The sequence below is a fragment of the Streptomyces otsuchiensis genome (assembly GCF_004305975.1).
GTDB lineage: Bacteria > Actinomycetota > Actinomycetes > Streptomycetales > Streptomycetaceae > Streptomyces > Streptomyces otsuchiensis.
Window position 1 is genome coordinate 20,003 of the sequence record NZ_BHZI01000020.1, and the last position, 14,546, is coordinate 34,548.

Consider the following 14,546-nt stretch of genomic DNA (forward strand, 5'->3'; position numbering starts at 1 on the left):
AAGAATGTGGAGTTACCAGTGGAATCGTTGATCGGACTGCTCGTCGCGGCACCGCTGCTCGGCGCGGCGGTGCTGCTTGTGGGCGGTCGTCGCCTGGACCGCTTCGGCCACTGGCTGGCCACCGGCCTCGCCGCGCTGTCCTTCACCTTCGCCGCCGTGCTCTTCTTCGACATGCTCGGCCGGGAGGGCGCCGACCGGGCGTTGAGCCAGCACCTGTACAGCTGGGTGCCGGTGGCCGACTTCCAGGCCGACATCGCCTTCCAGCTCGACCAGTTGTCCATGACGTTCGTGCTGCTGATCACCTCGGTGGGCACGCTCATCCATCTGTACTCCATCGGGTACATGGAGCACGACGTCCGCCGCCGCCGGTTCTTCGCGTATCTGAACCTGTTCCTCGCGGCGATGCTGGTCCTGGTCCTCGCCGACAACTACCTGCTGCTGTACGTCGGCTGGGAGGGTGTCGGTCTCGCCTCGTTCCTGCTGATCGGCTTCTGGCAGCACAAGCCGAGCGCGGCGACGGCGGCGAAGAAGGCGTTCGTGGTCAACCGGGTCGGTGACATCGGCCTGGCCATCGCGATCTTCCTGATGTTCTCCACCTTCGGCACCTTCGCCTTCGGCCCGGTGCTCGGCTCCGCCGAGCAGGCGAGCGAGGGCACGCTGACCGCGATCGGCCTGATGCTGCTGCTCGCCGCGTGCGGCAAGTCGGCCCAGGTGCCGCTGCAGTCCTGGCTGGGTGACGCGATGGAGGGCCCCACTCCGGTCTCGGCCCTCATCCACGCCGCGACCATGGTCACCGCCGGTGTCTACCTGGTGGTCCGCTCCGGCGCCATCTTCGACGGCGCCCCCGACGCCCAGACCGTCGTGGTCATCGTCGGCGCGGTGACGCTGCTGTTCGGTGCGATCGTCGGTTGCGCCAAGGACGACATCAAGAAGGCGCTGGCCGGTTCGACGATGTCGCAGATCGGCTACATGATGCTGGCGACCGGGCTCGGCCCGATCGGCTACGTCTTCGCGATCATGCACCTGGTCACCCACGGCTTCTTCAAGGCCGGGCTCTTCCTCGGGGCCGGCTCGGTGATGCACGGCATGAACGACGAAGTGGACATGCGCCGTTACGGCGGTCTGCGGAAGTACATGCCGGTCACCTTCGTCACCTTCGGCCTCGGCTACCTGGCGATCATCGGCTTCCCCTATCTCTCCGGGTTCTTCTCCAAGGACGAGATCATCTACGCGGCCTTCGCGAAGGGCGGCACCGAGGGCTGGATCCTGGGCGGCGTCACGCTGCTCGGCGCGGCCCTGACCGCCTTCTACATGACCCGGATCATGCTGCTGACGTTCTTCGGTGAGAAGCGCTGGCAGCGGGACGCCGAGGGCAACGAGCCGCACCCGCACGAGTCCCCGAAGTCCATGACGATCCCCATGATCGTGCTGGCCGTCGGTTCCGTCGGGGCGGGCTTCTTCTTCAACCTGAACCACAACTTCGTCGACTGGCTGTCGCCGGTGGTCCCGACCGCCGACGGCGACTCCCCGATCAGCCACGGCATGGTCTCCGTCGCGGCCACCGTGCTGATGCTGGTCGGCGTGGGCGCCGCCTGGCTCCAGTACGGCCGCCGTCCGGTGCCCGAGGTCGCGCCGACCGGCCGCTGGATCACCCGGGCCGCCCGACGCGACCTGCTGCAGGACGACTTCAACCACGCGGCGTTCGTCACCCCCGGCAACTACCTGACCCGCGGGCTGGTCTACGTCGACCACAAGCTGGTGGACGGCGTCGTCAACGGCACCGCGGCCATGTTCGGGGGGCTCTCCGGGCGGCTGCGGAAGACGCAGAACGGCTTCGCCCGCAGCTATGCGGCATCGATGTTCGGCGGCGCGGCGATCCTGATCGCCGTGACCCTGCTGATGAGGGCGGTCTAACTAATGTCATTTCCCTTGCTGACGGCCACGGTTCTGGCGCCCGCCATCGGTGCGGTCGCCACCGCGGTCGTGCCCTCGGCCCGGCGCACCCTCGCCAAGTGGGTCGCCCTGGCCGCCTCCGTGGTCACCGCCGTGCTGGCCGCGCTGGTGCTGATCCGGTTCGAGCCGGGCGGTGACCGCTACCAGCTGACCGAGTCCCACGCCTGGATCCCGGACTTCGGGGTCAGCTACGAACTCGGTGTCGACGGCATCGGTGTGGCGCTGGTGGCGCTGACCGCGGTCCTGGTGCCCTTCCTCATCGGTGCCGGCTGGAACGACGCCGACCCCAAGGAGGACGAGACGCCCGCCGGTCGCCGGTGGCGTCCCACCCAGGGGTTCTTCGCCCTGATCCTCATGGTCGAGGCGATGGTGGTGATGTCGTTCGTCGCGACCGACATCTTCCTCTTCTACATCTTCTTCGAAGCCATGCTGATCCCGATGTACTTCCTCATCGGCGGCTTCGGGGACCGCGCCGGGGAGAACTCCGAGAGCCAGCAGGCCAAGCAGCGTTCGTACGCGGCCGTGAAGTTCCTGCTGTACAACCTGGCCGGCGGCCTGATCATGCTGGCCGCGATCATCGGCCTCTACGTCGCCACCTCCGATCTGCCCGGCGGCGGTACCTTCTCGCTTCAGGCCATCACCGAGGCGCGGGCCTCCGGCGAGCTGACCTTCGCGCAGAACACCGAACGCCTGCTGTTCCTGGGCTTCTTCATCGCGTTCGCCATCAAGGCGCCGCTGTGGCCGCTGCACACCTGGCTGCCCAACGCGATGGGGGAGTCCACCGCGCCGGTCGCCGTGCTGATCACGGCGGTCGTCGACAAGGTCGGCACCTTCGCGATGCTGCGGTTCTGCCTCGGGTTGTTCCCGGAGGCGAGCGCCTGGGCCACCCCGGTGGTCATCGCGCTGGCGCTGGTCTCGATCGTCTACGGCGCGCTGCTGGCCATCGGCCAGCGGGACATGAAGCGACTGATCGCCTACGCGTCGATCAGCCACTTCGGCTTCATCGTCCTCGGCATCTTCGCGATGACCAGCCAGGGCCAGAGCGGCGCCACGCTGTACATGGTCAACCACGGCATCGCCACCGCCGCGCTGATGCTGGTCGCGGGCTTCCTGATCTCCCGCCGCGGCTCGCGCCTGATCGCCGACTACGGCGGCGTGCAGAAGACGGCGCCGATCCTGGCCGGCACCTTCCTGATCGGCGGACTCGCGACGCTCTCGCTGCCGGGAACCGGCCCGTTCATCAGCGAGTTCCTGGTGCTGGTCGGCACCTTCACCCGCTACCCGGTGGCCGGGATCATCGCCTGCGCCGGCATCGTGCTCGCCGCGCTGTACGTCCTCATCCTCTACCAGCGCACCATGACCGGTCCGGTGCGCCCCGAGCTGTCGAGGATGCCGGACCTGCGGCCGCGTGAACTCGCCGTGGTGGCACCGCTGATCGCGCTGCTGATCTTCCTCGGTGTTTTCCCCAAGCCGCTCACCGACATCGTGGAACCGTCGGTCCAGCACACCCTCTCCGACGTCGGCGAGAGTGACCCCGAGCCGGAACTGGAGGCCCGCCGATGAGGAACCGGGAAGCCATCGGCGACCGTGACCCGAGCCGCCGCAACGGCGGGGCGAACGAGGAGACTTCACAGTGAACAGCTGGACGCACGCGCAGGGGGTGCTGGAGACACCGCAGTTCGAGTGGGTCGCGCTCTCACCCACGCTCATCGTGGTGGGCGCCGCCGTCCTCGGTGTGCTCATCGAGGCGTTCGCGCCGCGCCGTTACCGGTACGGCAGCCAGGTCGTCCTGGCCGTCCTCGCCCTGGCCGTGGCGTTCGCCGCGGTGGTCGGTCTCGCGGCCAACGGTCACGCCGGCGCCGAGGCGCAGATCGCGGGCATGGGCGCGCTGGCCGTGGACGGGCCGACGCTCTTCCTCCAGGGAGTGCTGCTGCTGATCGGCTTCGTGTCGGTCTTCCTCTTCGCCGAACGACGGCTGGAGCCGGCCGAACACGGCCGGGCGGTCGACTCGTTCGCCGCGCAGGCGGCCGCGACGCCCGGTGGCACCGCTGAGAAGCTGGCGGTGAGGTCCGGTTACACCACGACCGAGATCTTCCCGCTGATGCTGTTCGCGCTCGGCGGCATGCTGCTGTTCCCGGCCGCCAACGACCTGCTGATCCTCTTCATCGCGCTGGAAGTCCTCTCGCTGCCGCTGTACCTGCTGTGTGCGCTCGCCCGGCGCCGGCGCCTGCTGTCGCAGGAGGCCGCGGTCAAGTACTTCCTGCTGGGAGCCTTCGCCTCCGCGTTCCTGCTCTTCGGGATCGCGCTGCTCTACGGCTACGCGGGAACTCTGTCCTACGCCGGGATCGCCGACGTCATCTCCGGCGCCCCCTCCTCACAGGTGGACCCGGGCCTGGCCGCGACCATGGGCAACGACGCCTACCTGCTGATCGGCGGCGCGCTGGTCATCATGGGCCTGCTGTTCAAGGTCGGCGCCGTGCCGTTCCACATGTGGACCCCGGACGTCTACCAGGGCGCCCCGACCCCGGTGACCGGCTTCATGGCCGCCGCCACCAAGGTCGCCGCGTTCGGTGCCCTGCTGCGGCTGCTGTACGTCACGCTGCCCGGCATGCGCTGGGACTGGGAGCCGGTGCTGTGGGGCGTCGCCATCGCCTCGATGCTGGCGGGCGCGGTCATCGCGATCACCCAGACCGACGTGAAGCGGCTGCTCGCCTACTCCTCCATCGCGCACGCCGGGTTCATCCTCGCGGGTGTGGTGGCGGTCAGCCCCGAGGGTGTCTCCTCGGTGCTGTTCTACCTGGCGGCCTACTCCTTCGTGACGCTCGGCGCGTTCGCCGTGATCACGCTGGTGCGCGACGGTGACGGCGAGGCCACCCACCTCTCCAAGTGGGCCGGTCTCGGGCGGCGTTCACCGCTGCTGGCGGGTGTCTTCGCGCTGTTCCTGCTGGCGTTCGCCGGTATCCCGCTGACCTCCGGCTTCGCCGGGAAGTTCGCGGTGTTCCGGGCCGCGGCGGACTCGGGTGCGATGCCGCTGGTGATCGTCGGTGTGATCGCCTCGGCGATCGCGGCGTTCTTCTACGTCCGGGTCATCGTGCTGATGTTCTTCAGCGAACCGCAGCCCGGCGGCCCGTCCGTGGTGGTGCCGAGCCTGATGACGACCTCGATGCTGGGTGTCTCCGTGGTCGCCACGGTGGTGCTGGGCGTCGCGCCGCAGTACTTCCTGGACCTCGCCGGGCAGGCGGGGGTCTTCGTCCGCTGACCGGTTCGCGCGGTGGCTCGCGCGGTGGGCGGTTTCCTCGAACGGCCGGTGGCCGGGACCTCGACGGGTCCCGGCCACCGGCCGTTCGGGTGTCGGTGACGGCGTCGGCGTCGGCGTCGGCGTCAGGGTCGCAGCCGCCGGAACTCCTCCTTGGTGCCGTCGTCCCAGACCAGCCGGAGGGAGTCGCCGCCGTCGCCCAGCGTCGGGAAGGCGGTGCGGTTGAGGAGCGCGCCGGGGCCCGAGCCGGCGTCGGTGCACTGCAGGGCGATCTCGGGCGACGCCTCGCCCATGGTGAGCCGCCCGAAGGGGCAGGCGTAGGTCTCGTACCCGAGGGGCGACGGCACGTACTGGACCACCGCGGCGTCGGCCCCCGACGGTTCGAGGACGGTCAGCGTCGCGCCCTCGCGGCCCTCGTGGCCGTCTCGGTCCCCGTCTGCGGCAGGAACGCTCCAGACCCCGGCGAAGCCCTCCAGCGCGCTCTCCGGCGCCGTGGCCGGTTCTCTGCCGCCGCCAGGGTCTCCGCTGTCCACGTCGCTCCCGCAGCCGCCCAGCAGCAGCCCGGCGGCGAGCGTCAGCGTCAGGGCCAGGGCCGGTGCTCCGGCGGGCCTTGGTGCGCAGCGTCGTCGCACGGCGTTCACCCTCTCCTGAGACCACGACGGCTCCCGGGAAACCGGGAGCCGTCGGATGTCTCGCTGCCGCGGAAGGTCAGTCCCCGCTGCCGGGCCCGCCCGGGAGGATCGACTCCAGCTCGTCGAGGTCGATGCCCTCGAAGTCGATGGAGCCGGGGTCGAAGCCCTCCAGCTCGTCGAGGCCGAACTCGCCGAGGTCGAGGTCGGCGAAGTCGACGGCCTGGTCGGCGATCCGCTCGTAGAGCCGCTGGCCGCCGCCGTCCCAGGCGACGGTCAGGCCCTCGCCGCTCACCTCGGCCCGGCCCGCGTTGTACTCGGTCGCCACGGAGCACTGCAGGCTGATCACGACCTGGCCCGCGGCCTCCTGAGCGCCGCCGAGGCAGGCGTCGTTGGGGGTGATCAGCGTCGCCAGGCCGTCCGAGCCGATCTGGAGCAGGGTGTCGCCGCCGGAGGAACTTCCCCAGATACCGGCGAGTTCGGCGCTGACGGTGCCGCCGGTGTCGTCACCGGGCTCCTCGCCGTCCGCGTCGGCGTCGCCGGTGTCCTCGCCGTCGGTGCCCTGCTGCTCGCTCTGGTCGGCCGCCGAGTCCTCCGCAGCGTCGTCGTCACCGCTGCTGCCGCACCCGGTGGCCAGCAGCACCACGGCGGCGGCCAGCGCCGGCCCGGCCAGGCGTATCGGCTTGTTCATGGTCTCCCTCTCGGTCCAGCTCCCGCGCCCGGAGCGGGCACGGTGACGGGCGTTCCGGAGCGGCCGGGCGGACCCGGCGCTCCGCGCGGCGCGGAGCCGCACTCCGTACTCTGCCCTACGCGCGGTGCCCGGCGGCAGCGGAGCCGGGCGAAGCGGGCCGGATCGGCCGGTTCTCTCCCCGGTGGCGGGAGGGGAGAGGCCGTCAGCTCTCCCAGGGGCCGACGTAGGTGTGGGTGACGTCCCGCTCGTCACCGCCCTCCTCGACCCAGGTCACGAGGATGTCGTCGCCGTCCTGGACGATGGCGGCGGTGAGCGTCTTGTCGCCGTCCTCGTCGCAGTGCAGCACCGTGAACCAGTCACTGACGGGGCTGCCGAACAGCACCCCGATGCACTCCTCGGTGGAGACCGGGTCGAACCAGGCGGCGTTGGCGAAGCCGGTGCCGGTGTCCTGCTGGGCCATGATGCCGAAGAACGTGTCGTCCTCGCCCTCCCAGATGCCCTCGATCTCCTCGCCGATGTTGGCCGAGCTGTCGGGGACGGCGTCCGCGCCGGGGGAGCTGTCGGCGTCCGGGGTGGGGGAGGTGTCCGGGTCCTCCTCCCAGTCCTGCCAGTCCTCCCACTCCTCGACCTCGTCGGCGTCGAAGTCGTCGGCACCGACGCCCTCGCCGGGGATGAGGGTGAACTGGTCGCGGGCCTCGCGCAGATCGATGAGCGCCTCGCGCAGCGCCTCGTTGGAGGAGTCGCTCTCCGACCCCCCGTCGGAGCCGCCGCCGTCGTCGGAGCTGCCGCCGCAGCCGGTGAGCAGCAGTCCGGCAGTGGCCGTCGCGGCGATGGCCAGCCGCGTCCTTCGCTTCATGAGTCGCCCCCTGGCGGGCGGTGCGTGGGCCCGGTGTCCGTGCCCCGGGGCGGGGCCGGCCCGCTCCGCCGCGCCGTCCGTTCTCGTCTCGTCGACCGTGGACCGGTCGTGCGGTGCCGGCTGCGGCGGACGGGCGTCCAGGCGTCCGGTGGAGTGCCCGGGGCGGGTGCCCCGTCCGGTCGGCCGTCCGATCCGTACCGCATCGCGCCGTACGTTCTTCTGAATGTACACGCCAGCGTGGGGGTGGTTGGTTGCGCCGAGAGCACGGTTCGATGAGGTTCCGTACGCCGCGCGCCTCAGGCCCGGGGGCGGTGTCCGGCCGGCCGCGCGGGAGGCCGGGAGACGAACCGGCCCCGTCCCGGTGGGGACGGGGCCGACGCGGCGTGATCGTGGAGCGCTTCGGGTGCTCCGGTAGGGGCTTCGGGCGGCTCAGGGCGCGGCGGCCGGGACCACCCGTCCGGTGACCTCGCCGAGGCCGATACGGGCGCCCTCGGCGCCCGGGGCCCACGCGGTGATGGTGACCTCGTCGCCGTCCTCCAGGAACGTCCGGCTGTCGTCGGCCAGTTCGACCGGATCGCGACCCGACCAGGTCAGCTCCAGCAGGCAGCCGCGCTCGCGCACCTCCGGGCCCGAGACGGTGCCGGAGGCGAAGAGGTCGCCAGTGCGCAGCGACGCGCCGTTGACGGTCATGTGCGCCAACTGCTGTGCCGCCGTCCAGTACATGGCCGCGAACGGCGGCTCGGCGATCACCTCACCGTTGAGCCGGACCGTCAGACGCAGGTCCAGCCCGGAGGGCTCCACCCCGCTGCCCTCACCGTCCGCGAGATAGGGGAGCAGCTCGTGGCTGCGCGCGGGCGGGGCGATCCGGGCGGCGTCGAGTGCGTCCAGCGGGGTGATCCACGCGGAGACCGAGGTCGCGAACGACTTCCCGAGGAAGGGGCCCAACGGCACGTACTCCCACGCCTGCACGTCCCGCGCCGACCAGTCGTTGAGCAGGCAGACGCCGAAGACATGGTCACGGAGGGAGGTCTGCGGCGCCGGCACACCGGGGGCGGCGGGCGTGCCGACGACGAAGCCGACCTCGGCCTCGATGTCCAGCCGCCGGGACGGCCCGAAGTCGGGGGCGGTGGCGTCGGGCGCCTTCCGCTGGCCGTTGGGGCGCGTCACGGGCGTGCCCGTGACCACCACCGTGCCCGCGCGGCCGTGGTAACCGATCGGCATGTGCTTCCAGTTGGGCGTCAGCGGCTCGCCGTCGGGCCGGAACATCCGGCCCACGTTGGAGGCGTGGTGCTCGCTCGCGTAGAAGTCCACGTAGTCGGCGACCTCGAACGGCAGGTGCAGCGTGACGTCCTCGTCCAGCGGCCGCAACACGCCGTCGGCGGCAAGCTGTTCGCGCCGCGCGGAGTCGGTCAGCCAGGAGCGGAGCGCGGCGCGCACCTGCTGCCAGACCGGCCGTCCCGCCGCCAGCAGCGGGTTGAGGGTGGCGGCGGACAGCAGCTCGGCATGCGGGTCGCCGGCCGCGGTGGCGGCGGCCCCCGCGTCCAGGACCCAGGAGCCGTAGCGGACCCCGATCCGGCGCCGGTCGGGCGCGTCGCCGGTGGTGAAGACGCCGTAGGGCAGGTTGTCCGGGCCGAAGAGGTCGTCCTCGGCCACGTCGGGCAGGCTCACGTCAGACATGGCCATACCCTACGGCCCGGTACCCGGCGCGCGGCCGGTCCGAACGGGGCGTCCGCGGACCGGCGCACGCCGCGCGGCCCGCACCTCGCGGGCCCGCGGCCCGACGGGGGCATGACAGTCGCCACAGCCGGTATGCGCTGGCGGCGGGCGGGGGCCGACCGGATACCCTGCGGGGGACAACGCACCGGAGACAGGAGAAGCGCTCGTGACCGTCGTGGGGCCCTTCGGGGTGAGCGTGCGGGACCAGGCACTGGAGGCTGATCTCCAGGCCGGTCTGGCCGCGGTCGAGGCGGGCCTGATCGAGGCCACCAAGAGCGACGTGTCGTTCCTGAACGAGACCGCCCAGCACCTGGTGCGCGCGGGGGGCAAGAGGTTCCGTCCGCTGCTGGTCATGCTGGCCGCACAGTTCGCCGACCCGCACGCGCCCGGCGTGGTGCCCTCGGCCGTGGTCGTGGAGCTGACCCATCTGGCGACGCTGTACCACGACGACGTGATGGACGAGGCGGACGTGCGGCGCGGCGTCGCCAGCGCCAACGCGCGGTGGGACAACTCCGTCGCCGTGCTCACCGGCGACTTCCTCTTCTCCCGCGCCTCCGGCATCGTCGCCGGACTGGGCCCCGAGGCGGTCCGGATACAGGCCGAGGCGTTCGAGCGGCTCGTCACCGGCCAGATCCTGGAGACCGCCGGGCCACGCCCGGGGGACGACCCGATCGACCACCACCTGGACGTGATCGCCGGCAAGACCGGCTCGCTGATCGCCGTCTCCGGGCGGTTCGGCTCACTGCTGTCGGGCGCCGACGACGCCACCGTCCACACCCTGACCCAGTTCGGCGAGCGCATCGGCGTGGCCTTCCAGCTAGCCGACGACGTCCTCGACATCGCCAGCGACAGCCACGAATCCGGCAAGACCCCCGGCACCGACCTGCGGGAGGGCATCCCCACCCTGCCGGTGCTGCGGCTGCGCCGGCAGGCCGAGCAGAGCGGCTCCGCCGAGGACCGGGCCCTGGTCGAACTGCTCGACTCCGACCTCACCGACGACGCCCGGCATGCCGACGCGCTGGCCGGACTGCGCGCCCACCCGGCGCTGGAGTCGGCGCGGGCCGACGCCCTGCGCTACGCCGCCTCGGCGCGCGAGACGCTGGCGCCGCTGCCCGACATCCCCGCGAAGGCGGCGCTGGCCGGCCTCTGCGACGCGGTCGCCGACCGTACGGCCTGACCGGCGAAGGGTCCGGGGCGTCGCAGGGTCCGGGGCGCAGGCATTCCGGACTCCGGGACACCGGGGCACCGGGACGTGACCCGACCTGCGCCGACCCTCCGGGACGCGGCCGTCCCCGTCCGCCGATGTCCGGGACACCCCTAGGGGCCCGGAGGGGCACGGCGCGGTGGCGTCCTACCGTCGGATGACACGGAAGGCAACCCGTGGGCCGACGTTTTCTCCGCTTCTCCACGATGGAATCAGTACTGCCCGGAGCGAAACCGGGAAGGATCGCCTGGGGCCGAGGAGATGGGGACAAGATGGCAATGGACAAGAAGCTCCGCCGGACCGTCGTGGCGGGCTCGGTGGTGTGCGGCATCGGACTGGTCGGAGCAGGGGTGTACCCGGCGCTGGCCAGCGACCGCGGACCGGAGCTTCCCGGCATCAGCGCCGAGGAGCTGCTGGTGAAGGTCACCGAGTCCGACGCCGACCAGCTCAGCGGCACGGTGCGCGTCGACCTCGGCCTGAACGTGCCGGCGCTCGGCGCGCTCGGCGACAACCTCGACGGCCCCTCCGCCCGGCTCGCCTCCCTGGCGACGGGCAACAGCACCCTGCGGGTCGCCGTGGACGGCCCCGAGCGTCAGCGGATCGCCATCGCGGACGGCTCGGAGGAGTTCAGCGTCATCCACAACGCGGGTGACGTCTGGATGTACGACAGCGCCGGCAACACCGCCTACCACGCCGAGATCCCCGAGGAGGAGCTCGCGGAGGCCGCCGACGAGGCCGCGGCGGAGGCCGAGCGCCGGCACGGCGCGGCCGGCGAGTTCGCGACTCTCACCCCGCAGGAGCTGGCGCAGCGGTTCCTCGCCGAGGCGGACGAGCACGCCGACATCACGGTCGACGGCACCGCCAAGGTCGCGGGCCAGAGCGCCTACCAGCTGGTGGTGACGCCGCACGAGACCGTCGAGAACGGCTACGCGGCCGTCGACTCGGTGCGGATCTCGGTCGACGCCGAGACCGGGCTGCCGCTCGCCGTCACCGTCCAGGGCCCGGAAGGCACCGTCGCCGACGTGGCGTTCACCCACATCCGTTACGAGCAGCCGGCGGGCGGCAGCTTCTACTTCACGCCGCCGCAGGGCGCCGACGTGGTCGACCTCAACACCGAGAACCCGCTGGAGGGCTTCGGCGGAGGGCTGCTCGACCACTGAGCGGCCTGACGGGAATTGCCGGGGCCCGGCGGACCGAACGGTCCGCCGGGCCCCGGCGCGTGGGTCACCCCGGCGCTCCCGCCACCGCGGTTCAGCCCGCGACGGCGGCGGGCGCGGAGTACGGCCGCGGGCCGGTCCGGCGGGCCCTCCAGGACCGCTGGTACTTCGGCCGGCATCGGCACGGGGACATCCTGCCCGGCGGCTGACCACCGACGACCGTCAAGGCGAGCGACCACCGGGGCCCCACCGGCCCACGGCGCCGGCCCGGAGGACGTGATCCCCCGGGCCGGTGCCGCCCGACGTCGTGCTCAGCCGTCGGTGCCCAGCGACTCACGGGTGGTGCGGGCGGCGGTGACCAGGTTCTCCAGGGCGGAGCGCACCTCCGGCCAGCCACGGGTCTTCAGACCGCAGTCCGGGTTGACCCACAGCCGTTCGGCGGGGATCGCCGCCAGGCCCTTGCGGAGCAGCCCCGCGGCCTCCTCGGCGTCCGGCACCCGGGGCGAGTGGATGTCGTAGACACCCGGTCCCACCTCGCGCGGGTAGCCGTGCGAGGCCAGCTCGCCCGCGACCTGCATGTGCGAACGGGCCGCCTCCAGGCTGATCACGTCCGCGTCGAGGTCGTCGATCGCGGAGATGATGTCGCCGAACTCGGCGTAGCACATGTGGGTGTGGATCTGGGTGTCCGGACGTACCCCGCTGGTCGCCAGCCGGAACGCCTCGGTGGCCCAGGCCAGGTATCCGGGCCGGTCGGCGGCGCGCAGCGGCAGTGTCTCCCGGAGCGCCGGCTCGTCCACCTGGATGACCGAGGTGCCGGCCCGCTCCAGGTCGTCGACCTCGTCGCGCAGGGCGAGCGCCACCTGCCGCGCGGTCTCCCCCTCGGGCTGGTCGTCGCGGACGAACGACCAGGCCAGCATGGTGACCGGGCCGGTCAGCATGCCCTTGACCGGGCGGTCGGTCAGCGACTGGGCGAACTTCGTCCAGCCGACCGTCATCGGCTCGGGACGGGAGATGTCCCCGGCGAGGATCGGCGGGCGCACATAGCGGGTGCCGTAGGACTGCACCCAGCCGTGCCGGGTTGCCAGGTAGCCGTTCAGCTGCTCGGCGAAGTACTGCACCATGTCGTTGCGTTCGGGCTCGCCGTGCACCAGGACGTCGAGTCCGGCCTTCTCCTGGAAGGAGATGACCTCGCGGATCTCGGCCGCGATGCGCTCGTCGTAGCCGTCGGCGTCGATCCGGCCGGCGCGCAGGTCGGCGCGGGCCGACCGCAGTTCGCCCGTCTGCGGGAACGAACCGATGGTCGTCACCGGCAGCAGCGGAAGCCCGAGCTTGGCCCGCTGGGCGACGGCCCGCTCCGGGTAGGGCAGGCCGCGGTCGGCGTCGGCCGCCGTGACGGCCGCGGCGCGGGCGCGCACCGCCGGGTCGTGGGTGAGCGAGGAGCCCGCCCGCGAGGCCAGGTCGGCGGCGTTGGCGCGCAGCCGGGCGGTGACGGTGTCGGTGCCCTCGGCCAGTCCCCGCGCCAGGGTGACGGCCTCGTCGGCCTTCTGCCGGGCGAACGCCAGCCAGCGGGCGAACTGCGGGTCGATGTCCCGCTCGGCCGAGGCGTCCAGGGGGACGTGCAGCAGCGAGCAGGAGGGCGCGACGTCCACCCGGTCGGCCAGGCCCAGCAGCGTGGCCAGCACGCTGAGGGACGCCGACAGGTCGTTGATCCAGACGTTGCGGCCGTCGATGACACCGGCGATCAGCCGCTTGCCGGGCAGGCCGCCCGCCGCCGCGATGGCGTCGAGGTTGGCGGCGGCCCGGCCGGTGAAGTCGATCGCCAGGCCCTCCACCGGGGCCTTGGCCAGCACCGGCAGCGCCTCGCCGAGCCGGTCGAAGTAGGAGGCGACGACCAGCCGGGGGCGGTCCTCCAGCGCGCCGAGGTCGCGCAACGCGCGGGTGGCGGCGTTGAGTTCGGCCGGAGTGCGGTCCTGGACCAGCGCCGGCTCGTCCAGCTGCACCCACTCCGCGCCGGCGGCGCGGAGGTCGGCCAGGACCTCCGCGTACACCGGCAGCAGCCGGTCCAGCAGTGTCAGCGGGTCGAACGACGGGTCCACGCCCGGCGCCGGCTTGGACAACAGCAGGTACGTGACGGGCCCGACGAGGACCGGGCGGGCGGCCAGCCCGAGCGCGAGCGCCTCCCGCAGCTCCCCGACCTGCTTGGCGGAGTCTGCCGAGAAGACCGTGTCAGGGCCCAACTCGGGCACGAGGTAGTGGTAGTTGGTGTCGAACCACTTGGTCATCTCCAGCGGCGCCACATCCTGGGTGCCGCGCGCCATCGCGAAGTAGCCGTCCAGGGCGTCGTCCTGGTACGCCTCACGGTGCCGGGCCGGCACCGCCCCGACCATCACGCTGGTGTCCAGCACATGGTCGTAGAACGAGAAGTCCCCGGTCGGGACCTCCCGGACGCCGGTCTCGGCGAGCTGCCGCCAGTTCTCCCGGCGCAGGCCCGCCGCAGTCTCCTGGAGCGACGCGGCCGTGACCGTGCCCTTCCAGTAACCCTCGACGGCCTTCTTCAGCTCCCGGTTCCCGCCCTGCCGGGGGTAACCGTGGACGGTCGCCCCCGCTGCCGCGGCTGCGGACTTCGGTGTCACGTGACTCTCCTTCGCGAGTCGTGCGGATACGACCCCGGGACGACCCGTTCAGGCGCGAAGGAACGCGTGCGGCCGCCGACGGCCGGGCACGCCGCGTGGCGCGCCGCGTCGGTCCGCGTGTGCTCCGACCCGCCCTCGAGGGTCACCGAGATCGCCGCACGCCAGGTGGCGCGCGGGCAGTGGCAGGTCTTCGGACTCATGGGCCGGCCGTACACGTCAGGACGTGTACGGCGCCTACTGGCCGTCGCTTCCCGGACGCGGCACGTCCAGTGCGTGTGACGGCGGTCGTTCCCACTCACCGCTGCGGGGCAGTCCCGGATTCCCACCGGGTTCCCTCTTGCGACGCGCCTGCCTGGCGGGCAGGGCGAACCGACTGCGTCTTCCAGGCTAGGCGCTCCGGGCCGACCCCGACAGACCGCGACCGCATGACGGACGCGGGCGGGGTGGGGAT

General features: G+C 72.2%; 10 protein-coding genes and 1 riboswitch. Of the genes, 5 read left to right on the forward strand and 5 right to left on the reverse strand.

Annotated features, from left to right (window positions below; translation table 11 throughout):
* The first annotated feature begins 18 nt into the window (after positions 1–18).
* The 3 genes from nuoL to nuoN all read left to right on the forward strand — a co-directional run bounded on the left by nuoL (position 19) and on the right by nuoN (position 5,212).
* Positions 19–1,914, forward strand: coding sequence for an NADH-quinone oxidoreductase subunit L (gene nuoL / locus E0D90_RS03785; RefSeq protein ID WP_130796585.1), 1,896 nt, complete (start codon positions 19–21; stop codon positions 1,912–1,914).
* A gap of 3 nt (positions 1,915–1,917) precedes the next feature.
* On the forward strand, positions 1,918–3,516 hold the full coding sequence (locus E0D90_RS03790) for an NADH-quinone oxidoreductase subunit M (protein WP_103503490.1): 1,599 nt from the start codon (positions 1,918–1,920) through the stop codon (positions 3,514–3,516).
* A gap of 70 nt (positions 3,517–3,586) precedes the next feature.
* Positions 3,587–5,212, forward strand: a complete 1,626-nt coding sequence (gene nuoN, locus E0D90_RS03795; RefSeq protein WP_103503491.1) for an NADH-quinone oxidoreductase subunit NuoN — start codon at positions 3,587–3,589, stop codon at positions 5,210–5,212.
* Positions 5,213–5,334: 122 nt separating this feature from the next.
* Here the strand turns inward: nuoN and E0D90_RS03800 are convergent, their stop codons facing one another.
* The 4 genes from E0D90_RS03800 to fahA all read right to left on the reverse strand — a co-directional run bounded on the left by E0D90_RS03800 (position 5,335) and on the right by fahA (position 9,062).
* Entirely contained in the window at positions 5,335–5,841 is a 507-nt protein-coding gene (locus E0D90_RS03800; RefSeq protein ID WP_130796586.1) for a hypothetical protein, read from the reverse strand.
* A 76-nt stretch (positions 5,842–5,917) separates the two neighbouring features.
* Positions 5,918–6,529: a hypothetical protein gene (locus tag E0D90_RS03805; protein ID WP_103503493.1), complete on the reverse strand. Its 612-nt coding sequence runs from the start codon at positions 6,527–6,529 to the stop codon at positions 5,918–5,920.
* A 202-nt stretch (positions 6,530–6,731) separates the two neighbouring features.
* The gene (locus E0D90_RS03810; protein ID WP_130796587.1) at positions 6,732–7,385 is read right to left on the reverse strand and encodes a hypothetical protein; all 654 of its coding nucleotides are present in this window, start codon (positions 7,383–7,385) and stop codon (positions 6,732–6,734) included.
* A gap of 429 nt (positions 7,386–7,814) precedes the next feature.
* Positions 7,815–9,062 (reverse strand): fumarylacetoacetase, encoded by a 1,248-nt coding sequence (gene fahA / locus E0D90_RS03815; protein WP_130796588.1) that lies wholly within the window; start codon positions 9,060–9,062, stop codon positions 7,815–7,817.
* Positions 9,063–9,267: 205 nt separating this feature from the next.
* On the opposite strand from fahA, the gene E0D90_RS03820 reads away from it, so the two are divergent.
* Positions 9,268–10,278, forward strand: a complete 1,011-nt coding sequence (locus tag E0D90_RS03820; protein ID WP_103503496.1) for a polyprenyl synthetase family protein — start codon at positions 9,268–9,270, stop codon at positions 10,276–10,278.
* 299 nt (positions 10,279–10,577) lie between these two features.
* Positions 10,578–11,465 carry a LolA family protein gene (locus E0D90_RS03825; RefSeq protein WP_130796589.1) on the forward strand — a complete coding sequence of 296 codons (888 nt, stop codon included), beginning with the start codon at positions 10,578–10,580 and terminating at the stop codon, positions 11,463–11,465.
* Positions 11,466–11,773: 308 nt separating this feature from the next.
* Here E0D90_RS03825 and metE read toward each other — a convergent pair whose 3' ends face one another.
* Entirely contained in the window at positions 11,774–14,095 is a 2,322-nt protein-coding gene (gene metE / locus E0D90_RS03830; RefSeq protein ID WP_130796590.1) for a 5-methyltetrahydropteroyltriglutamate--homocysteine S-methyltransferase, read from the reverse strand.
* A gap of 184 nt (positions 14,096–14,279) precedes the next feature.
* Positions 14,280–14,431, reverse strand: a riboswitch (cobalamin riboswitch).
* Positions 14,432–14,546 lie beyond the last annotated feature (115 nt).